15 protein-coding genes, 1 pseudogene and 1 riboswitch are annotated in these 21,729 nt (G+C 66.7%); of the genes and pseudogenes, 8 read left to right on the top strand and 8 right to left on the bottom strand.

Translation table 11 applies throughout. The annotated features are described in order from the left end of the window. The first annotated feature begins 13 nt into the window (after positions 1 to 13). From AC4LGL_RS02435 to AC4LGL_RS02445, 3 genes are read left to right on the top strand one after another with little or no spacing between them, the layout of a single operon-like run. A complete protein-coding gene (locus tag AC4LGL_RS02435; RefSeq protein ID WP_491837452.1) occupies positions 14 to 1,894 on the top strand; it encodes an ABC transporter ATP-binding protein in 1,881 nt (626 codons plus the stop codon). A gap of 36 nt (positions 1,895 to 1,930) precedes the next feature. Then, positions 1,931 to 3,829, top strand: coding sequence for an ABC transporter ATP-binding protein (locus tag AC4LGL_RS02440; RefSeq protein WP_491837453.1), 1,899 nt, complete (start codon positions 1,931 to 1,933; stop codon positions 3,827 to 3,829). Further along, complete coding sequence (locus tag AC4LGL_RS02445; protein WP_491837454.1) at positions 3,826 to 5,670, top strand: ABC transporter ATP-binding protein; 1,845 nt, start codon at positions 3,826 to 3,828, stop codon at positions 5,668 to 5,670. The genes AC4LGL_RS02440 and AC4LGL_RS02445 overlap by 4 nt, the downstream gene beginning before the upstream one ends. A gap of 10 nt (positions 5,671 to 5,680) precedes the next feature. Here AC4LGL_RS02445 and AC4LGL_RS02450 read toward each other — a convergent pair whose 3' ends face one another. From AC4LGL_RS02450 to AC4LGL_RS02465, 4 genes are all read right to left on the bottom strand, one after another. Continuing rightward, on the bottom strand, positions 5,681 to 6,088 hold the full coding sequence (locus AC4LGL_RS02450) for a FixH family protein (RefSeq protein WP_491837455.1): 408 nt from the start codon (positions 6,086 to 6,088) through the stop codon (positions 5,681 to 5,683). A gap of 8 nt (positions 6,089 to 6,096) precedes the next feature. Continuing rightward, positions 6,097 to 7,404 (bottom strand): DUF1254 domain-containing protein, encoded by a 1,308-nt coding sequence (locus AC4LGL_RS02455; protein ID WP_491837456.1) that lies wholly within the window; start codon positions 7,402 to 7,404, stop codon positions 6,097 to 6,099. A 17-nt stretch (positions 7,405 to 7,421) separates the two neighbouring features. Beyond that, positions 7,422 to 8,540, bottom strand: coding sequence for an epoxide hydrolase family protein (locus tag AC4LGL_RS02460; RefSeq protein WP_491837457.1), 1,119 nt, complete (start codon positions 8,538 to 8,540; stop codon positions 7,422 to 7,424). A 98-nt stretch (positions 8,541 to 8,638) separates the two neighbouring features. Then, the gene (locus AC4LGL_RS02465; protein ID WP_491837458.1) at positions 8,639 to 9,478 is read right to left on the bottom strand and encodes a helix-turn-helix transcriptional regulator; all 840 of its coding nucleotides are present in this window, start codon (positions 9,476 to 9,478) and stop codon (positions 8,639 to 8,641) included. Between the two features lie 59 nt (positions 9,479 to 9,537). On the opposite strand from AC4LGL_RS02465, the pseudogene AC4LGL_RS02470 reads away from it, so the two are divergent. Together AC4LGL_RS02470 and AC4LGL_RS02475 are read left to right on the top strand one after the other, a co-directional pair. Continuing rightward, positions 9,538 to 11,235 (top strand): annotated as a pseudogene (locus AC4LGL_RS02470) (AMP-binding protein). Next, the gene (locus tag AC4LGL_RS02475; RefSeq protein WP_491837459.1) at positions 11,232 to 12,857 is read left to right on the top strand and encodes an AMP-binding protein; all 1,626 of its coding nucleotides are present in this window, start codon (positions 11,232 to 11,234) and stop codon (positions 12,855 to 12,857) included. The pseudogene AC4LGL_RS02470 and the gene AC4LGL_RS02475 overlap by 4 nt, the downstream one beginning before the upstream one ends. A gap of 1 nt (position 12,858) precedes the next feature. On the opposite strand, the gene AC4LGL_RS02480 is transcribed toward AC4LGL_RS02475, so the two are convergent. Continuing rightward, positions 12,859 to 13,935, bottom strand: a complete 1,077-nt coding sequence (locus AC4LGL_RS02480) for an asparaginase (protein ID WP_491837460.1) — start codon at positions 13,933 to 13,935, stop codon at positions 12,859 to 12,861. Between the two features lie 100 nt (positions 13,936 to 14,035). On the opposite strand from AC4LGL_RS02480, the gene AC4LGL_RS02485 reads away from it, so the two are divergent. Continuing rightward, positions 14,036 to 14,434 carry a hypothetical protein gene (locus AC4LGL_RS02485; RefSeq protein ID WP_491837461.1) on the top strand — a complete coding sequence of 133 codons (399 nt, stop codon included), beginning with the start codon at positions 14,036 to 14,038 and terminating at the stop codon, positions 14,432 to 14,434. Here AC4LGL_RS02485 and AC4LGL_RS02490 read toward each other — a convergent pair. The 3 genes from AC4LGL_RS02490 to AC4LGL_RS02500 all read right to left on the bottom strand — a co-directional run bounded on the left by AC4LGL_RS02490 (position 14,415) and on the right by AC4LGL_RS02500 (position 18,266). Further along, on the bottom strand, positions 14,415 to 15,251 hold the full coding sequence (locus AC4LGL_RS02490; RefSeq protein ID WP_491837462.1) for a VOC family protein: 837 nt from the start codon (positions 15,249 to 15,251) through the stop codon (positions 14,415 to 14,417). The two genes, AC4LGL_RS02485 and AC4LGL_RS02490, sit on opposite strands and share 20 nt — an antisense overlap. A gap of 25 nt (positions 15,252 to 15,276) precedes the next feature. After that, the gene (mgtA, locus tag AC4LGL_RS02495) at positions 15,277 to 17,961 is read right to left on the bottom strand and encodes a magnesium-translocating P-type ATPase (protein ID WP_491837463.1); all 2,685 of its coding nucleotides are present in this window, start codon (positions 17,959 to 17,961) and stop codon (positions 15,277 to 15,279) included. A gap of 131 nt (positions 17,962 to 18,092) precedes the next feature. Then, the gene (locus AC4LGL_RS02500) at positions 18,093 to 18,266 is read right to left on the bottom strand and encodes a hypothetical protein (RefSeq protein WP_491837464.1); all 174 of its coding nucleotides are present in this window, start codon (positions 18,264 to 18,266) and stop codon (positions 18,093 to 18,095) included. A 284-nt stretch (positions 18,267 to 18,550) separates the two neighbouring features. After that, positions 18,551 to 18,723, bottom strand: a riboswitch (M-box (ykoK) riboswitch). Between the two features lie 222 nt (positions 18,724 to 18,945). On the opposite strand from AC4LGL_RS02500, the gene AC4LGL_RS02505 reads away from it, so the two are divergent. Next, positions 18,946 to 19,686: a P-loop NTPase family protein gene (locus AC4LGL_RS02505; protein ID WP_491837465.1), complete on the top strand. Its 741-nt coding sequence runs from the start codon at positions 18,946 to 18,948 to the stop codon at positions 19,684 to 19,686. Positions 19,687 to 19,700: 14 nt separating this feature from the next. Continuing rightward, a complete protein-coding gene (locus AC4LGL_RS02510) occupies positions 19,701 to 21,695 on the top strand; it encodes a YhgE/Pip family protein (RefSeq protein WP_491837466.1) in 1,995 nt (664 codons plus the stop codon). Positions 21,696 to 21,729 lie beyond the last annotated feature (34 nt).

The following is a 21,729-nucleotide window of genomic DNA, read 5'->3' on the forward strand; positions in this document are numbered from 1 at the left end:
TACGGTGATGCCTATGAGTATGGAAACAGTGGCCAGACAGGCGCTGTATCGGCAGACGCATGCCCGCGACGGTGACCTGCGCGCACTGGCCGACCGGAGGTTGTTGTCCCGGATCTGGCGGTTCGCTGCGCGCCACCACCGCAGGCTGGGCTGGTTCGTCGCGATCAGCGTGGTCAGTGCGCTGCTGACGGTGACGACGCCGGTGTTGGCCGGCCGCGTGGTGGACGTGATCACGCAGGGCGGACCGGCGTCCACGGTCGTGCTGCTGGCCGGCACGATCGCGGCGATCGCCGTCGCCGAGGCCGCGGTAGCCCTGTTGACCAGGTGGTTGTCGTCGAACATCGGCGAGGGTCTGATCCTGGATCTGCGTACCGCGGTGTTCGACCATGTGCAGCGGATGCCGGTGGCGTTCTTCACCCGCACCCGCACCGGAGCCCTGGTGAGCCGGTTGGGCAACGACGTGATCGGGGCGCAGCGCGCGTTCTCCGACACGCTCTCGGGCATCGTCGCGAACCTGGTCACCCTGACGCTGACGCTGGTGGTGATGCTCAGCATCTCGTGGCAGATCACGCTGTTGTCGTTGGCCCTGCTGCCGTTGTTCGTGCTGCCCGCCCGTCGGATCGGCACCCGGATGGCCGGGCTGTCCCGTGAGGCGGCCACCCACAACGCCACGATGAACACCCAGATGACCGAGCGGTTCTCCGCCCCGGGCGCCACCCTGGTCAAGCTGTTCGGCAGCCCCGAACGTGAGTCCGACGAGTTCGCGGTGCGCGCCGACCGGGTGCGCGACATCGGGGTGCGCACGGCGATGCTGCAGTCAACGTTCATGAACTCGCTGACCCTGATGTCGGCGCTGGCGCTCGCCCTGGTCTACGGGCTGGGCGGGGTGCTGGCGATCGGCGGGCAGCTGCAGGCCGGTGCGGTCGTGTCGCTGGCGCTGCTGCTGACCCGGCTGTATGCGCCGCTGACCGCGCTGGCCAATGCGCGGGTCGAGATCGCCAGTGCGCTGGTGTCGTTCGAGCGGGTCTTCGAGGTGCTCGACCTGGTGCCGTTGATCGCCGAGAAACCCGATGCTGTTGGAGTGCCGGCCGGACCTGTTGATATCGAATTCCACGACGTCCGGTTCTCTTATCCGTCGGCCGACAAGGTGTCGCTGGCCTCCCTGGAGGAGGTGGCTGCCCTGGACGACCGTGGTGGGGACGAGGTGCTGCACGGCATCTCGTTCGCGGCGCAGCCCGGGCAGATGGTGGCGCTGGTCGGTTCGTCTGGCGCGGGCAAGTCGACCATCGCGTCACTGCTGGCCCGGCTCTACGACGTCGACTCCGGATCCATCACGCTGAACGGCACCGACGTGCGCGACGTGAGGTTCGCGTCGCTCAGGGACACCGTGGGCATGGTGACCCAGGACGGGCACCTGTTCCACGAGTCGATCCGGTCGAACCTGCTGCTGGCCGCGCCGTCCGCCGGCGAGGACGAAATCTGGGAGGCGCTGCGCCGGGCCCGGCTCGACGACGTGGTCGCGGCGATGCCCGACGGCCTGGACACGGTTGTCGGTGAGCGCGGATACCGTCTGTCCGGAGGGCAGCGGCAGCGGTTGACCATCGCGCGGCTGCTGTTGGGACGATCCCGGGTGGTGGTGCTCGATGAGGCGACGGCGTCGCTGGACTCGGCCTCGGAGGCCGCCGTGCAGCAGGCACTGGCCGAGGCGCTGGATGGGCGGACGTCCATCGTCATCGCCCACCGGTTGTCCACGGTCCGGGCTGCCGATCTCATCCTGGTCATCGAGGACGGGCGCATCGTCGAACGCGGCACCCACCGCGATCTGCTGGCCCGCGCCGGCCGGTATGCCGAGCTGTACGACACGCAGTTCTCCGAGGAGGTTCCCGCGGCGTGAGGTTATTCGTTTGCCCGTGATGGGAAGATTGATTCAGTGAGCCAACCCGCGATCGCCCCATCTCCGAAGCGGATCCGGACCAGTTCAGATCTGTGGCGGCTGTTGCCTTACCTGCTGCCGTACCGGGCCCGCTGGATCGTGATGGTCGTGACCGCGATGGTCAGCCTGGCTGCCACCGTGGCGATTCCGCTGATGACCAAGGCCGTGATCGACGGTCCGGTCCGTCACCAGGATCAGCACGGGTTGTGGGTGCTCGGTTCGGCCGCTGTCGCGGTCGGCATCTCCGAGGCGGTGCTGTGGTTCATCCGACGCTGGATGGTCGCCCGCGCGACCATGGGCGTCGAGGCCGACATCCGCAAGGATCTCTACGCCCGGCTGCAGATCCTGCCGATGAGTTTCCACGGCCGCTGGCAGTCGGGGCAGCTGCTGTCGCGGGTGATGAACGACCTGTCCACGATCCGCCGGTTCCTGTCCTTCGGGCTGGTGTTCCTGATCCTCAACGCCCTGCAGATCGTGGTCGTCACGTCGATCCTGCTGGCCATGTACTGGCCGCTCGGTGTGGTGGTGTTGGTGTCCATCGTGCCGATCACGCTGACCGTGCTGCATTTCGAGCGGGAGTACACCCGGTTGTCGCGGCTGGCGCAGGACCAGACCGGCCACGTGGCGACCCATGTCGAGGAGGCCGCGCTCGGGCTGCGGGTGGTCAAGGCGTTCGGCCGTGAGGATTACGTGTTCGACCGGTTCGACGAGCAGGCCACGCAGTTGTACGACACCCAGTTCGCGAGGGTGACGGTGTCGGCGAAGTTCTGGACGCTGCTGGAGGTCATCCCCAACCTCACCCTGATCGTGGTGCTGGGTTTCGGTGCGTACGCGGCGGGCCACGGCCACGTCACCATGGGCACCCTGGTCGCGTTCATCACGATGATGCTGTCGTTGGTGTGGCCCATCGCCTCGCTCGGCTTTCTGTTGTCGATGACGCAGGAGTCGTTCACCGCGGCCAACCGGATCGCCGAGATCTTCGATGCCCCGGTGGACATCGCCGACGGCCCGGTGTCGCAGCCGCCGCGGGGTGGCCGGCTGGAGCTGCGTGACGTCGGGTTCAGATTCCCTGACAGCGAAGACGAGTGGGCCTTACGCCATGTCGATGCCGTGGTCGAGCCGGGGCAGACATTGGCGCTCGTCGGCGCGACCGGCTCGGGCAAATCGGTACTGGCCGCGTTGTTCTCGCGGCTCTATGACGTGACCGAAGGTCAGATCCTGATCGACGGCCGCGATATCCGCGAGCTGAGCCTGCAGGCGCTGCGGCAGACGGTGGCCACGGCCTTCGAGGATCCGACGCTGTTCTCGATGTCGGTGGCCGAGAACTTAGGGCTCGGCCGCGCAGATGCCACCGACGAGCAGATGGAGCAGGCCATCGAGATCGCGGCGGCGCAGTTCGTCTACGACCTGCCGTTCGGCCTGGACACCCGGATCGGCGAGCAGGGTATGAGCCTGTCGGGTGGTCAGCGCCAACGTCTTTCGCTGGCCCGCGCCATCCTGGCCGCACCCAAGATCCTGGTGCTCGACGACACATTGTCGGCCCTGGACGTGCACACCGAGGCCGTGGTCACCGAGGCGCTGGGCCGGGTCCTGCGCGGGGTGACGGGCATCATCGTCGCGCACCGCGCATCGACCGTGCTGCTGGCCGACAAGGTGGCGCTGCTGCAGGAGGGCACCATCACCCACATCGGCACCCACGCCCAATTGCTCGCGCAGGTACCGCAATACCGTTACCTGCTGGCTGCAGATGACCAGCTCGACGACGCATGTGAGCGCAGCTGCGACTGGGAGGACGAGGAGGAGTTGGGCCGGTTGCAGCGCGGGCACGATGAACGCACGGCCATCGACGAAGTGGGCGAGCCTCCACGTTTCGGTGCGGAGGTGCAGCGCCGATGACGACCACCGAGTGGCGCGGACAGGTCACCGATGACGATGATCAAGCCGGCAGCTCCGGCACGTCCAACCTCCCGATCGACGAAAGCGTGCCCCGGCGCCGTGAGGCCCGTGAGCTCCTCCTGTCACTGCTGCGGCCCTACCGTTGGACGGTCGCAGTGCTGGCCCTGGTGGTCATCGTGGAAAACGCTGCCCGGCTTTCGGTTCCGATCCTGGTGCAGCGCGGCATCGACCGCGGCATCCCGCCGATCCTTGAGGGCGGCCCGGCCCGCGAGCTGATTCTCATCGTCGGCACTCTGTGCGTGGTGGTGATCGTGCAGGCGGTCAGCCGGATGTTCTTCCTGCGGCGCTCCGGCCGGATCGGCCAGCGGGTGCTGCTGGAGTTGCGCCGCCGGGTGTTTCGTCATTTCGGCAGGCTCGATGTGGCGTTCCACGATCGCTACACGTCGGGCCGGGTGGTCAGCCGGTCCACCAACGACGTCGAGGCCATCCAGGACATGCTGGAAACGGGCTTCGACAGCCTGATCACCGCGGTGCTGACACTGTTCGGCACCGCGGTCCTGCTGGTGGCCCTCGATTGGCGCCTTGGCCTGATGTGCCTGGCGGCGTTCCCGATCCTGGTCGCCCTGGTGTGGTGGTTCCGCAACGAGTCGGGCAAGACCTATCGGCTGGTGCGTGAGAGCGCGGCGCTGGTGATCGTGCAGTTCGTCGAGACCATGACGGGTATCAAGGCCGTGCAGGCCTATCGGCGCGAGCCGCGCAACCAGGAGATCTTCGACGACGTCGCCGACGAGTACCGGGCCATCAACGAGAAGACCTTCAAGCTGCTGGCCGTCTTCATGCCCGGGGTCAAGCTCGTCGGCAACCTGACCACCGGTGTGGTGCTGCTCTACGGCGGCTACCGGGTGCTGCACGGTGAGATGACCATCGGCACGCTGACCGCGTTCCTCCTGTACCTGCGGATGTTCTTCGAGCCGATGCAGGAGATCTCGCAGTTCTTCAATACCTTCCAGTCGGCGTCCTCGGCGTTGGAGAAGCTGGCCGGGGTGCTGGCGCAGCAGCCGGCCATCGCGGATCCGGCGCGGCCTGTGGACCTGCCGGAGCCCAAGGGCGACATCGGTTTTCACGATGTGCAGTTCGAGTACGCGTCCGGCCGGCCGGTGTTGCCCGGGCTTGAGCTCGCGGTGCCTGCCGGGCAGACCGTGGCGCTGGTGGGGACCACCGGCGCGGGTAAGACCACCATCGCCAAGTTGATCGCCCGGTTCTACGACCCGACGGCCGGGTCGGTGACGCTCGACGGTGTAGACCTGCGTGAGCTGGCCCAGTCGGACCTGCGTCGCCATGTCGTGATGGTCACCCAGGAGAACTTCATGTTCTCCGGGACGGTCGCCGACAACATCCGGTTCGGGCGGCCCGAGGCCACCGACGCGCAGGTTCGGGAGGCGGCCGCGGCGGTCGGTGCGGACCGCTTCATCGACGCCCTGCCCGAAGGGTATGACACCGATGTCGCCAAGCGTGGTGGCCGGCTCTCGGCCGGGCAGCGTCAGCTGGTGGCCTTCGCCCGGGCGTTTCTGGCCGACCCGGCGGTGCTGATCCTGGACGAGGCGACGTCCTCACTCGACATCCCGAGCGAGCGAATGGTGCAGCGCGCGTTGGAAACCGTACTGGCCGACCGCACCGCGCTGGTGATCGCGCACCGGCTCTCCACGGTGCAGATCGCCGATCGGGTCCTGGTACTCGAGCATGGTCGCATCATCGAGGACGGTGCACCGGCGGATCTGATCGGCCGGGCCGACGGGGCGTATGCGGCGCTGCACCGCGCCTGGGTGGATTCCCTGGCCTGAGCCGCCTGGCCTATCGCGTGGCGGTGACCCGCAGGACGGCGTCGTAGCTCTGTGCGCCTGCGCCGATGCGGACCGTGATGTCCCACCGTCCGGGCGTGGACAGGTCGATGACGCCGCGGTAATCGTCTCTACCTATGGGCGTGGCCTCGACGGCCGGCGCGCTCAGGCCGATCTGCGGCATGCGTGGTTCGAACCGCACTGAATCCGGGGTCGGGGTTTCGCCTGCGCTGCCGAGGATTTCGATGGTCAGCGGGCCGACCCCGACTTTCGGCGGATCGTCTTTCAAGCGCACCAGGTACGGGCCTGCGGTGGCTTCGGCGACGATGGGTGGCCGTGGTTGCGGCCACAACAGCCACAGCATGCCGGCGCCCACCGCGACGACGATCACAGCGATCCCCAGCCAGCGCAGGCGGTTCACGGGAGCGGCTACAGCTTCTCGATGTCGGGAAGCGCCCAGGTCTTGTCGAACAACGCGGGTTTCGGACCGTAGAACCGGAACAACACCTCGAACTGGCCGTCCGGGGTTGTAGGGATCCAGTTTGTTTCCCGGCCTTCTGGGGCGACCGGGCCGAAATACACGTCGACGGAACCGTCCGGGTTGACGCCGAGGTCGGGTCGGTGCGAGGAGCGGCTCCCGTACGGCAGGTCGCGGATCAGCGCGTGGGTAGCGCGGTCGTACACCGTCGCCGACCAGTAGAGCGAGACCGGCGGATCGGCGGGCACCCGCAGCCGGTAGGTGGCTGCGCCGTCGAAGGCCTCGCCATCGGCGTCGGCAATGGTCATCACGTAGAACTGGCCCTGGCCAAGGTGTTTGGCGCTGAAGTAGATGAACGAGTACAGCAGACCGCGATCGTCGACGGGATAGCTGGTCGGGTCGGCGAAACCGGTCTGCATGCCCTGCACCACCTCGGGTGAGGCGGGCACAGCCCAGTGGGTCCCCTCGAAGTACGCCGGGGTGAAGAACTTCGGATAGTTGGCGTCGAGCCAGTCGTGCGCTTCGGCGGCCGCGGCTTCAAGCACCGACTTCAACTCGGCGTTCGGTTCGAAGAGCTTGCCTTGCTCGATACCGATCGAGGCGAGGACCGAGATCATCACCCGGTCCCGCTGCAGCCACGGCTCCCGTTGCACGAACTGATCGAGCAGCTCGAAGAAGCGGACCCCGTAGGGAATCGTGCTGTCGTACAGCCCACCCGATGCGTCGAAGAAGGCGGTCGGTTCGGGCTGCGCCAGCGGGTAGCACTTGATGCGCTTGCCGTATTCGGCAGCCGCGGCGACGTCGGCGTCGGCGCTGGACGCGATGTTCGCGCGCAGCGCCCCGAACCCCGTGTAGGTCGCCGACTGCAGCACGATGTAGCCGTCGGGGATCTCGCCGTCGAATCCGGGCGGCAGGATCAGGTACTTGCCGCCCTGTCCCTTGTCGACCCCGGCGGGTCCGACGTCTTCGAGCGCCTCCTGCCAGCCGTTGTCCACCGATCCGGTGATCGAACCCCCCTCTGCGGGTGGGATTTCCAGTACCACCGGGCCGCCCTGCGTGTTGTAGAACGGGAAGAAGTACAGGGTGTCGGGGTTGGGCGTGAGCGTCTGGTTCTTCCAGTCCAGCAGTTTCGACCAGAACACCACCTGGTTGTCGCCCGCGCCGACTCCGACCGCCGCCTGACGCAACAGTTCGAAGTTGACGGCGGGCATACCCCAGATGACGGCTTGCACGGCACGGGCATGTACCAACGGGTCCATGCCCTGACGCTAGTACCTCAGCGCACCGTGTCGAAGAAGGTCTTCACATCCTCGACGAACAGCTCCGGCTGCTCGAACGCCGCGAAGTGTCCGCCGCGAGGCATCGTGGTGAAGTGCGTGACGTTGTATCCCGTCTCGCACCAGCTACGCGGAGCGCGCAGGATCTCCATGGGGAACGACGCGATCCCGGTCGGCAGGCTGACGTATTCGCCTCCGCCCCACGTGTTGTGGCTCTCCCAGTACAGCCGTGCCGACGACGCTGCCGACGCGGTCACCCAGTAGAGCATCACGTTGTCGAGCATCTCGTCTTTGGACACCACGCTCTCGGGGTTCCCGTTGCAGTCCATCCAGGACCAGAACTTCTCCACGATCCAGGCCAGCTGGCCAACCGGGGAATCGACCAGGCCGTATCCGAGCGTCTGCGGCCGGGTGGACTGCTGCTTCATGTAGCCCGAATCCCATTTGCGGTAATAGTCGATGCGGGCCAGCGCCTTCTGCAGGTCCTCGGTCATCTCGCCGATGCCCTCGGCGGGCGGCTGGGCGATCGGCATGTTGACGTGAATGCCCACGCACGAGCCGACGTTGCGGCCGATCTGCGTCGTCACCGCCGCACCCCAGTCACCGCCCTGGGCGCCGTAGCGGGCGTAACCCAACCGCGTCATCAGGGTGTCCCAGGCCTGCGCGGTCTTCTCGATGCCCCAGCCCGCCGTAGTCGGCTTGCCGGAGAAGCCGTAGCCGGGCAGCGATGGGCACACCACGTCGAATCCGGCCTCGGTCAGCGGCTCGATCACCTTGTGGAATTCCACGATGGATCCCGGCCAGCCGTGGGTGATCAGCAGCGGGAACGCGTCCTCGCGTCCAGATCGCTGGTGGATGAAATGGATGTCCAGTCCGTCGATCTCGGTGGTGAAGTGGTCGAACCGGTTCAGTGCGGCCTCGCGGGCGCGCCAGTCGTACTCGTTGGCCCAGTAGGCCGCCAGTTCCTTCGTGTACTCCAGCGGAATCCCCTGGGTCCAGTCTTCGACAGGCTCGGCCTCGGGCCAGCGGGTCCGGTTCAGTCTCTGTTTGAGGTCGTCGAGGTCGGCGTCGGGAATGGCGATGCGGAACGGCTTGATCAACGGGTCGCTCGGGGTCATGTAGGCCATCCTCTCAGCGCGAGGCGGCGCACTGTGCTGAGTTTTGCGCTGAAGATCGCGGCTACCTGGTGACCGCAATCTTCAGCGCAACTGTTTCGTCAGGGGATCTGCCGTAGGCGACGCGCCTTGGACACCGCCTCGTGGCGGTTACGCGCCCCGAGTTTGGCCGCCGCGCTGCGCAGATAACTCTTCACCGTTTCCGGCTTGAGGGAAAGCCGCTGGGCAGCTTCGGCATTGGTGCAGCCCAGCGCGACCTGGGCCAGCACGTCGATCTCGCGGACCGTCAGGGGAGCACTGGTAGGCGGGTCGCCGCGCAGTGCCACTGCCAGCCGGTCGGCGAGCTCGCGCAACGGCCCGGCCAGGTCAGGGGTGTCGGCGGCGAGCCGGCGCAGGTCGGCGTGCACCTCGCGGATCTGCTCGGTGTCGGCCGGCCGGTCGGCGAAGGTGGTCAGGGCCGCCTCGCGCATCCGCATCCGCCGGTCCACCTCGTCGCGCACCCGTAGTTCCTCGCTCAATCGCTGCGCCGAGGCCACCATCGCGGCGGCGGTGCGGCCGCCGATCGGGGCGCTGGTGCGGTGCGCGCCGTAGAGCACGGCCCGCGTCCGGCTGTCGACGACCACGGGCACCGCCAGGATCGAGCGGATGCCCTCGGACAACACCGGCTCGTCGTAGTCGTGGGTGATGCTCGAGGCGCGTCGGTAGTCGGGCACCGAGATGGGACGACGCGACACCACACTCGCCCCGCCCAGTCCGGCGCGGGGCAGCACCGCAAGCCCGCGCATCGCCCCGGTGCGGGTGCCGAAGAACTCGCTGAGCAGCAGGGTGTCCTCGTGTACCTGCCCGCCGAAGGCCAGCGGGAGACCGGTGTCGGCGGCCATTCGGCGCAGCTCGGCGCGCACCGCGTCGGCGTCACGAGGACGCAGCAGCGAGGAGCGCATTGCAGGTACCCACTTTCGGGGGTAGCGGTGGGGTGAGTGTGACGTAGAGCATAACTGTCATGAATGTCGCTGCGAGCAACACCAGTCGCTACCGCGATGCCCGTGACCAGCTGGTTGCCACCCTCGGGGACTACGGCCGGGCCGTCGAGGAATTCGCCTGGCCGCAGATCACCGGCACTTTCAACTGGGCGATCGACTGGTTCGACGTCATCGCCAGGGACAACGACCGCACGGCGCTGTGGGTCGTCGAGGAAGACGGCTCCGAGCAGCAGGTCACGTTTGCCGAGATGGCGCAGCGGTCCGACAGGGTCGCCGGCTGGCTGCACGGGCTCGGGGTGGGCAAGGGTGACCGGGTCCTGTTGATGCTCGGCAATCAGGTCGAGTTGTGGGAGGCCATGCTGGCGATCGCCAAGCTGGGCGCGGTCATCATGCCGACCACCGGGGCGCTGGGCCCAGCGGATCTGGCCGACCGCATCTCCCGCGGCGGCGCCCGGTTCGTCGTCGCCAATCCCGCCGACACCGCCAAGTTCGCCGAGGTGCCCGGTGACTATGTGCGGATCGCGGTGGGCGCCCCGGTGCCCGGCTGGCACCGCTACGCCGACGCGTAAGACGTGCCACCGCGCCGCTTCGACGCCTGCACCACGGTCGACGACCCGATGCTCATCTACTTCACCTCCGGCACCACGAGCAAGCCGAAGCTGGTCGAGCATTCCCAGGTCTCCTACCCGGTCGGGCATCTGACCACGATGGCCTGGATCGGGGTCAGGCCCGGCGATGTGCACCTGGCGATCAGCTCGCCGGGCTGGGCCAAGCACGCCTGGAGTTGTTTCTTCGCTCCGTGGATCGCCGAGGCGACGATCTTCGTCTACAACTACGCGCGCTTCGATGCGGCGGCGCTGCTGGGCCAGCTGCGCCGGGCCGGGGTCAACACGTTCTGTGCCCCGCCGACGGTGTGGCGCATGTTGATCCAGGCTGATCTGGGCGAGCGTCCCGAGGGGCTGCGCGAGATCCTCGGTGCCGGTGAGCCGTTGAATCCGGACGTGATCACCCAGGTCGAGAAGGCCTGGGGGTTGACGATCCGCGACGGGTTCGGCCAGACCGAGACCACTCTGCAGGTCGGCAACACCCCGGGGCAGCCGGTGAAACCCGGCTCGATGGGCCGCCCGATGCCCGGCGTTCCGGTGGTGCTGGTGGACCCGATCACCGGGACGCCTGCCGAGGAGGGGGAGATCTGTCTGGACCTGGCACAGCATCCGCGCAACCTGATGACGGGTTATCTCGGTGACTCGCAACGCAATGAGGCCGTGATGGCCGGCGGCTACTACCACACCGGCGACGTCGCCGGCCGAGACGCTGACGGCTACATCACCTACATCGGCCGCACCGACGACGTGTTCAAGTCCAGCGACTACAAGGTGTCGCCATTCGAGCTGGAAAGCGTGCTGATCGAGCATCCGGCCGTGGTCGAGGCCGCGGTGGTGCCGCAACCGGACGACACCCGGTTGGCGGTGCCCAAGGCCTACGTCGCGCTGGCCGAGGGTTGGGAAGCCAACGCGCAGACCGCAAAAGATGTGATGGCTTATGCCCGGGATCACCTTGCGCCGTATCTCAAGGTGCGCCGGGTCGAGTTCCTCGACCTGCCCAAGACTGTTTCGGGCAAGATCCGCCGCGTCGAGTTGCGCAAGCGGGAAGATGCGGCTCACGAAGCGGGCCAATCGATTTCCACCGAATACCGATACGAGGATTTACTGGGATGAAGTCTTACGACGCCGGCCCTACCGATGTGCCCGTGCTCGAAGAGACCATCGGGGCGAACTTCGAGCGCATGGTGGCGGCCGGGCCGGATGCCGACGCGCTGGTCGAGGTGTCCACCGGACGGCGCTGGACCTATGCGGAACTCGACGCCGAGGTCGACGCGGTGGCCCGGGGGCTGATGGCGCTGGGGGTGGCCAAAAGCGATCGCGTCGGGATCTGGGCGCCCAACTGCGCCGAGTGGGTGATGCTACAGCTCGCGACGGCAAAGATCGGGGCGATCCTGGTCAACATCAACCCGGCCTACCGCACCCACGAACTGGCATACGTACTCAAGCAATCCGGCATTCGGACCCTGGTGTCGGCCACCGCGTTCAAGTCCTCGGACTATGTGACGATGGTGGCCGAGGTACAGGCCGACTGTCCGTCGCTCAAGGACATCATCTTTCTGGGCACTCTGGATTGGGACCAGCTGCATACCGAGCAGGTCGGCGAGGAGCAGCTGCGTGCCCGGATGGCCGAGCTGTCCAACACGGATCCAATCAACATCCAATACACCTCGGGGACAACGGGTTTCCCCAAGGGCGCGACGCTGAGCCATCGCAACATCCTCAACAACGGGTTCTTCGTCGGCGGGTTGATCAACTTCGGCGCCGGTGACCGGGTGTGCATCCCGGTGCCGTTCTATCACTGCTTCGGCATGGTGATGGGCAATCTCGGGGCGCTGACCCATGGTGCGGCGATCGTGATCCCGGCACCGGGATTCGATCCCGGGATCACGCTGGCCACAGTCGAATCCGAGCGGTGCACCGCGCTGTACGGGGTGCCGACGATGTTCATCGCGATGCTCGGCCATCCCGACTTCGCCGGCTTCGACCTGTCCTCGCTGCGCACCGGCATCATGGCCGGTTCGGTGTGCCCGGTCGAGGTGATGAAGCGGGTGGTGGCCGACATGCACATGGCCGAGGTGGCCATCTGTTACGGCATGACCGAGACCTCGCCGGTGTCGTGTCAGACCCTGGTCGACGACGATCTGGAGCGTCGCACCGCGACCATCGGGCGGGCCCATCCGCACCTCGAGGTCAAGATCGTGGACCCCGATTCCGGTGAGACCGTCGAGCGCGGGCAGTCCGGGGAGTTCTGCACCCGTGGGTATTCGGTGATGCTGGGTTACTGGAATGAGGAGGCCAAGACCGCCGAAGCCATTGATTCCGACGGGTGGATGCACACCGGGGATCTGGCGGTGATGCGTGCGGACGGCTACTGCACGGTGGTCGGCCGGATCAAGGACATGGTGATCCGCGGCGGGGAGAACGTGTACCCGCGGGAGATCGAGGAGTTCCTCTACACTCACCCCGACATCGACGATGCGCAGGTGATCGGGGTCCCGGACGCGAAGTACGGGGAAGAGATCTGCGCGTGGATCCGGATGAAGCCGGGCCGCGCGCCGTTGGATGCCGAGGCGGTGCGGGCATTCGCGTCGGGCAAGCTGGCGCACTACAAGATCCCGCGTTATGTGCATGTGGTGGAAGAGTTCCCGATGACGGTCACCGGCAAGATCCGCAAGGTCGACATGCGCGACGAGAGCGTCAAGCTGCTGGGGCTCGACCCCGGACAACCGGGATAACTCAGCCCCAGCGCTTGATCACCTCGGCCACCGGCTTCCCGGTCGCCAGTGCCGCCATGATCAGCACCCGCGCCTGGCTCGGCCGAAGATGGGGGACCATGACCGCGCCGGCCTTCACCATGTCGTCGCCGGGACCGTATTCGGCGATGACGTCCCCGGTCGGGACACGGCTGGAGATTCCGAAGGACACCCCGGCCGGCGCGTGGCGGCGTACGGCGTCGACCACGCCGTCGCCCGCGTTGCCGGATCCCAGTGCCTCCACGATGATTCCGCGCGCTCCCGCGGCCACCGCGGCATCGATGGGGCCGGGTCCGTCGCCGGGATAGGCCGCGACGACGTTGACGCGCGGTGCACTGACCGCAGGCACCTCACCGAGGAACGGCCGCTGCGCGGGGTGGTCCAGGGTGAAGGCGTTGTCGGCGACGGACCCGATCGGTGGGGTGCCGCCGAACGCGTGGAGATCCTGGGTGTTCACCTTGTGGGTCCCCAGGGCCTGGAAGACGTCCCCGGCGAACATGATCATCACGCCCTGATCGCGGGCGGCGGGACTGGAGGCGACAGTCAGCGCGTCCCGCAGGTTTGTCGGGCCGTCGGCGTCCGGGGCGTCGGAGCTGCGCTGCGCCCCGGTCAGCACTATCGGCGCCGGCCCGTTGTAGGTGACGTCCAGCCACATCGCGGTGTCTTCCATCGTGTCGGTGCCGTGGGTGATGACCACGCCGGACGCCCCGTCGGCCACCGCCTTCTTGGCCGCCGCCCCGATCACGTCCCAGTCAGCCGGGGTGAGCTGTGAACTGTCCTTCTTCATCACATCCATGACCTCGACGTTCAGGCCCGCCGCCAGGTCGGAGCCACTGACCGTCGGGCGGCGCACGCCGTTGGCATCGGTGCTCGTCGCGATGGTCCCGCCGGTGGTGATCACCACGACGCGCCCCGGTGCCGATTCGCCCTTGGCGCTGTCCGGGTTTGTCGTCGCTTCGGTCGAGTTGGTGTTCGTCGAACATGCCGTCAGCGCGATGGCGAGAAAAAGCGTGCCGATCGCCAGTCGCGACCGGGCGGGGCGGGCTGCGAAGTTCGTCATGAGGCAGACGCTACGGCGGCAGGCAGATACGCACCGGTGTTTTGGCAGCTCACCCGGGTTTCGGCAGCGGTGGACTGCGATTGCTGCGACGATGGTGGTCATGTCGGCTGCACAAGCCTGCAGTGTTCTCGGGCGGCGCACGTGTGCGCTGCTGGCCGTGAGTTCGGCAGGGCTGCATGTGGCGATGCTCGGCGCCACCTCCAATCCGGTGGCCGCTGCAGTGCTCGCGGCGATGATCGTCGGTTGCCTGTACTGCGCCGGTCATCTGTGGCGGCGTGGCACGTCCGGTGTCTGGTGCACGATCGCGTTGATGAGCCTGGCGATGATCGCCCTGCACACCCCGATGCCCATGCATCACCACGGTGTGGTGGCCCCCGTCCAGACGTCGACGATGATGACGACGGCGACGCTGCTGGCTCTGCTCGAGGTGATCATCGCCGCAGCGGTGCTGGCCTACACCACCAGGCACCGCTCGGTGATCAGCCCGTCGGCGGGATGAACTGGCTCAGGACCAGCCGGGCGCCTTGAGGGTCCTGAATCAGGGCGGTGTTCGTCCACTCATTGTCCTCGCTGGAAACCACGGCGGCGCCGAGCTTTTCGGCCAGTGTCGCGGATTCGTCGCGGTCGGCCACCGCGAATGCCACCTGCCAGTGTTCAGGCTGCTGTTCGTCCGCCAGCTGTCCGATCCAGCCGATCGCGTCGGAGAATCCGGGCGGGGTGCCGGTCGCGGCATGCCGTTCCCTGATACCGGGGTCGACTGTGGCGGCGAGGTGGTCGGCGTAACCCGGACGACGAATCATCGTCGCGAAGCCCGCGTTGTCGAATTCCCAGCCGAACAGCGGTCCGTAGAAGGTCGCGGCGGCCTGCGGATCGGTTGCCTGCAGGTCGCTGAAATTCCAGGCGCCGGGAACGTTGACCAGCTGGGCGCCGAGGCGCCGCCGTGGCTGCCACAGCTTGAAGTGTGCACCGTGCGGATCGGCGCAACCGGCTTGCCGCCCACCGGGCCCCGCGTCGATGGGACCACTTGTCACGGTCCCGCCTGCGGCCGTCACCGCCTCGGCCGACGTATCCGCATCGGTTACCGCGACGTAGGTGTTCCAGGTGATCTCGTCACCGGTGTGTGCAGACGCGATCGCCGCCACGTCGTGACCGTTCAGGGTGGCGATCAGGTAGGTCTCCTCGGCGTCCTCCGGCAGCACGTTCTCGAACGTCCAGCCGAACAGCCGGCCGTAAAAGTCCTGGGCGGCAGCCACATCCTGCTGGTCGGTGTCCACCCAGCAGGGGACACCGGGTGGATAGGTCCTTGGCTCGGTCATCTGTCCATGGTCGCATCTCATATGTTCAGAACCATTGACCGAACCTGCGGATGTAGATGGTCTTGACGGTCTGCGCGACGACGCAGTACGACACCAGCGTCGCGGCGAGCCATCCGAAGTACGCCCACGGCAGCGGCTGCAATCCGACGGCCGCTCCCAGCGGCGAGAACGGGATGAGGATCCCGAGGACGCAGACCGTCCCAGTCGCCAGCAGCACCGGCAACGCTGCCGTGCTCTGGATGAACGGGATCTTCTGGGTTCGCAGCATGTGGACGACCAGCGTCTGCGACAGCAGGCTTTCGATGAACCAACCCGACTGGAACAGCGATTGCATCTCGGGTGAGTTGGCGGCGAAGACGTACCACATCACCGCGAACGTGGTGATGTCGAAGATCGAGGACGTCGGCCCCATCCAGATCATGAACCGGCCGATGTTCCTGGCGTCCCACTTGCGCGGCTTGAGCAGGAACTCCTTGTCCATGCGGTCCCACGGCAGTGCCAGCTGGGAGATGTCGTACAGCAGGTTCTGGATCAACAGGTGGATCGCCAGCATGGGCAGGAACGGGATGAAGGCGCTCGCCACCAGTACCGAGAACACGTTGCCGAAGTTCGAACTGGCGGTCATGTTCAGGTATTTGATGATGTTGCCGAAGGTCTCGCGGCCCTTGACCACGCCCTCTTCGAGCACCATCAGGCTCTTCTCGAGCAGGATGATGTCCGCCGATTCCTTGGCGATATCGGTGCCGGTGTCCACCGAGATGCCCACATCCGCATCGCGCAGGGCCGGTGCGTCGTTGATGCCGTCGCCAAGGAAACCGACCGTGTGCCCGTTGGCCTGCAGGGCTCGCAGCACCCGGGACTTCTGCAGCGGCGTCAGCTTCGCGAAAACGGTTGTCGCATCGACGATCCGTCGGAGCGCGTCGTCGTCGAGGGCGTCGATCTGGGGTCCGAGAATCGGCCGGCCGGGATCGAGTCCCACCTCTCGACAGATCTTGGCGCTGACGACTTCGTTGTCGCCGGTGAGGACCTTCACGGTCACGCCGTGTTCGGCCAGGGCCGTGATGGCCGGGGCGGCCGCGTCCTTCGGCGGATCGAGGAAGGTGAGAAAACCGTGGACGACGAGGTCCTTCTCGTCTTCGATGCGGTATCGGTGGGTGCGCTCGATGCGCGGGATCTCCCGGGTGGCCACCAGCAGCACCCGGAACCCATCGCGGTTGTAGTCGCGCGCTGTTTCGGCCAGCGCCTCGCGGTCGGCCTCTTCGAGCGGGCGACTGGCCGTGCCGTCCCACACCTGGGTGGACACCGTCAGCATCTCCTCGACGGCACCTTTGCAGACCAGCAGGTGATTGCGTTCGACGTCCTGGACGACGACGGACAGTCGGCGTCGTTCGAAGTCGAACGGAAGCTCGTCGACCTTGCGGTATGCCGAGGCGGCGAGTAGCGCTTCGGGTGTCCCGTCGGCGAAGTGCAGCACGGCGCGGTCCATCAGATTCTTGACGCCGCTCTGGTGAAAGCTGTTGAGCCAGGCCAGGGCCAGCACGTTGTCGTCGCGATCGCCCCGGATGTCCGCGTGATGCTCGAGGATGATCCGGTCCTGGGTGAGCGTGCCGGTTTTGTCGGTGCACAGCACGTCCATGGCGCCGAAGTTCTGGATGGCGTTGAGCCGCTTGACCACGACCTTGCGGCGTGACAACGCGACCGCGCCCTTGGCCAGATTGGACGACACGATCATCGGCAGCATCTCCGGGGTCAGCCCGACCGCGACGGCCAGCGCGAACAGGAACGCCTCGGGCCAGTCGCCCTTGGTGAAACCGTTGATGAACAACACGATCGGCACCATCACCGACATGAACCGGATCAGCAGCCAGCTGACGCTGTTGACGCCGCGGTCGAAGGCTGTCTCGGCGCGAGAGCCCACGACCGCCTTGGCCAGCGAACCGAAATAGGTGTGTACGCTGGTTGATACGACGACCGCGGTGGCCGTGCCGCTGACCACATTGGTGCCCATGAAGCAGATACTGGACAGGTCGAGTGGGTCGGCCTCGTCGTCGGCGCCGCAGGTGTCGTACTTCTCGACCGGCAGGGCCTCGCCCGTCAGCGCTGCCTGGCTGACGAACAGATCGCGAGAATCGATCAGGCGGAGGTCGGCCGGAATCATGTCGCCGGCTGACAGTTGGACGATGTCACCGGTGACGATCTGCGCCATCGGGATTTCGGTGAGTTCGGGTGTGGCATCTGGGCTGGCCCGGCGCCGGACTGTCGCGGTGGTCCGCACCATCGCCTTGAGTGTCTCCGCTGCCTTGCCCGAGCGGTACTCCTGCCAGAACCGCAGCAGCGCGCTGAGCGCGACCATGGTCACGATGATCAGCACGCCGGTGTAGTCCGGCGCCTGCCCGTCGCGCATCGGAAGGTAGATGTCGGTCACCGAGCTGATCGCGGCCAGCACCATGAGCACCGCGATGAACGGATTCTTGAAGGCCTCCAGAAACTGGAGTATCGCGGGAGGTGCCTTGTCGTGGGCGACCTCGTTGGGGCCCTCGCCGGCAAGGCGTTCGGCGGCATCCTCGGACGTCAAGCCGTCGAGGTGGCCTCTGACGTTCGCCAGCGTGACCTCCACATCGTTGTGCGCTTCAGCGGCTGCGCGCAGGGACAGTCGGCGGTCGTCGAGGTTGGCGGGTGTCAGGGCGGTCTGCTCGAAGGCGGTGTTCATCGGCTGCTCCGGTCGGTGGTGCGCGCGCACCACAAGTCACACCGAATCGCATGGAGGAGGATCGATTCGGTGGACTTGAGGTGGCGCGCGGAATGAAAGGTGTTCGGATCGAATTGATTTGGGCTACCCGCTCACCGAGCGGTGTGCGAGCCACCGCCCAGGGACGCGGTCAGGACCGCCACCGGGGTGCTGTTCATCCTCAGGTTGTGCCGCTCCTGCGGGGTCAGCGACGCACGCGTGTGGATCCACGCGAGGGGGCCCTTGACCGCGCTGTGGGCATGACGGAGAAAGGTGTTGCGCTGCATCGGATCATCTCCAGTTCAATCGGAGCTCTCCGCGTCGATACGCATGCGGCAGCCGGCCACCGCGGGTCTCTCGGGTGGCGGCCCTAGCCGGTCATCGACAACGGAAAGGTGTTTATGGACAGACGTTTTCGAATCGGACTGGGATACGGACTGTCACTCGACGTCATGTCGTCGTCACCTCCTCGCTGTCGGGCGCGCGGCGCGCCGCTGGTCTTGACGCAATCGTCAGATGCAAACACGCTGAAGAGGAAGTTTGGGCACACGGCCGAACGCGCCAACTGACGCGAGCACTTCCTCATCAGAGCTTTGGCACTACACGACGTGTCCCACCAGGGGTGGGAAGCCACTTCGGGTCATCCCTTAAGCCGGGAAGACCTGTCCTAATCCTGGGCGTCTCTCGAAGTCGTCGGATCAGTGGCCTGTGTTCGTGTAGGAGCCTCACCTAACGAAGCGCGGTTTTCATTAGAGACCTTACACGAGCCGATTGTCAACACGGTTCGCCGTCGGATTTGCGCTCCCAAATAGGTTGTGTCAGTTGGGCAGTGACACAACGCGTCGTTTTGGTGACGGCCGTCACGGGAAGTCTCCGAGCGGTTCCACAGCATTCACCCAAGAATCGGCAGGGCAACGGCCTTTGCGGTTGCCTGTGCGCACCCGCCGGATGTGTTGTGATGTGCCTATGCCTGAGCAAAGTCTCGAGCCTGACGCCGGCGAGGACGAGCAAAAGCCACCGGCCATCACTGCGCGCGGAATCATGATGCACGGACCGTGGGGCCCGGTGTACGGACCCATCGACCTCGACATCGATGAAGGCGGGGTCACGGTGCTGGTGGCCCCGTCGGGCACCGGGCGCACCGCACTGCTGATGACGCTGGCCGGGCGGATGAGAACAGCACGCGGGAAGCTGACCGTGTTCGGGCGTACCCGGGCACCCGACATCTTCCGCTGCGCGGCGCTGGCCGGGATCGACGAGCTCGACACCGTGTCGGAGTCGGTGACGGTGCGCGACCTCGTGACGGAGCAGCGTCGGTGGGACGCGCCCTGGTACACGCTGGTGGGCCGGGCCGACGAAGACGCGCTGACCGCCATGTGCGCGCCGGTGTTCGGTGAGCTGCCGCTGCCGTCGCTGACGTCGTACTTCGACGGCCTCACCGAGCTCGACCAGATCCTGCTGCGCATCGCGCTGGCCAACACCGCGACCCCGCCGCTGCTGGTGGTCGGCAACCTCGACCACCTCACCGACGACCGCAACCGCGACATCCTGCTGGGGCGGCTGTTCGCGCTGGGGGAGAAGCAGACCGTGATCACCGCGACGGTCAACGGAGTGCCCGGCCATCTGGTCTCGGCCGTGCGAGCGCAGGTGTCAGTACCCAACACGACGCTGGCCGAGCTGGCCGGTTCGCAGAAAGGTGGCGAGTAACTGTGCTAGCCGGAATGTCGTTGGGCACTGACCTCAAACGATTCTCGCGCGGCACGATGCCGCGGATCGCGCTCGTGACCGTCATCCTGCTGCCGCTGTTGTACGGCGCGATGTACCTGTGGGCGTTCTGGAACCCGTTCGGTGAGGTGAACAAGGTTCCGGTGGCGCTGGTGAACGAAGATCAGGGCGCCGTCGCGGAGGGACAGCAGATCAAGGCCGGGGACGAGGTCTCCGATGCGCTGGTGGATTCGGGTCAGCTTCAGCTGCATCGGGTTTCGGCGCAGGAGGCAGCCGAGGGGGTGGCCGACGGCAAGTACTACTTCTCGATCACGCTGCCGCAGGATTTCAGCACCAGCATCACTTCTCCGTCGGGTGGGTCGCCGCACCAGGCCAACGTGCGCTTCACGTTCAACGACGCGAACAACTACCTGGGCTCGATCATCGGCCAGAATGCCGCCCGTGAGGTGATCAACCAGATCAACGCGAAGATCGGCGAACGCACCCTCGGCACCGTGCTGACCGGGCTGACGGATGCCGGAACGGGACTGGTGAAGGCGGCCGACGGCGCGCAGCAACTGGCCACCGGTAGCGCGGCGGCCAACGATGGTGCGCACCGGTTGTCCACCGGCGCCAACGCCTTGACGGCGGGCCTGGTCACCGCGCGCGACGGGTCCGCGCAGCTGGCCGCGGGCACCAGGCAGCTGTCGACGGCGGTCGACACCGCGACTGATCCGCTGCTCACGGTGCTGGACCGGGTCAGCGGGCTCGGCCTGGATCCCAACGAGGTCGGCATGGCTGCGCAGCGGCTGTCGGGGGCGGTGCGTTCGACCACCGATCGGATCGCGGCGCTCAACATCGATCAGGCGCAGGCTGCGGCGATTGTCGATCAGGCGGTCGGTTTCTTGCGTAACAGCCCCGATCCCGCAGTGCGGGACACCGGGGAGTTCCTGGCCGGTGCGCAACGGCTGCTGCAGGCGCGCGGACTTGACCCCACCACTGACGAAGGCCTGATCCGGTTGCGGGACAACGCAGCCCAGTTGGAGAACGAGCTGGGCGACCCGAACAGTAAACTGCGGGTGTTCCTCACCAAGGCGGTCACCGGAGGGTTGCGCTCCGATGTCGTCAAATTGCGCGACGGTGCGCACCAACTCGACAGCGGCGCGCAGCGGCTCAACAGCGGTCTGGTGCAGCTGACCAACGGCGGGCGCCAACTGTCCAGCGGGGCGGGCGAACTGGCCGCCGGTACGGAGAAGCTGCAGGCCGGCAATCAGCAACTGGCGACCGCGCTCAAGGAAGGCTCGACCCAGGTCCCGTCGTGGACCCCGCAGCAGCGGACCGACGTCGCGCGGACGCTGGCCGCGCCGGTGGCGCTGGACATCCAGACGCACAACCCGGCTGCCACGTTCGGCACCGGTTTCGCGCCGTTCTTCCTGCCGCTGGCCCTGTTCATCGGCGCGCTCATCATCTGGATGTTGTTGAAGCCGTTGCAGTCCCGTCCGGTGGTCAACGGGCTGGGGGCGCTGCGTGTGGTGCTGGCCTCCTACTGGCCTGCCCTGCTGATCGTGTTCTGCCAGGTCGTCGTGATGTATGTGGTGGTGCATTTCGGGGTGGGCCTGCAGGCGAAGTACCCGCTGTCCACCGTGGCGTTCCTGCTGTTGGTGGCGGGCACGTTCCTGGCGCTGATCCAGGCGTTCAACGCCTTGTTCGGGGTGTCGGTGGGTCGGGTGGTGACGCTGGCCTTCCTGATGCTGCAACTGGTCTCGGCCGGCGGGATCTACCCGGTGGAGACCACCGCGAAACCGTTCCAGATACTGCACCCGGTCGACCCGATGACCTACGCCGTCAACGGACTTCGCCAGTTGATCGTGGGCGGGATCGATTCCCGGCTGTGGGTCGCGATCGCGGTGCTGCTCGGTGTGCTGGTGGTGTCGCTGGCTGCGAGTTCGTGGGCCGCGCGAAGAGACCGGCAGTACACCATGGACCGATTGCACCCGCCGATCGAAGTGTGAGCCCGGTGATTTCGGTGCGTTTGGTAACGCTGAG

Source organism: Mycolicibacterium arcueilense (assembly GCF_058536225.1).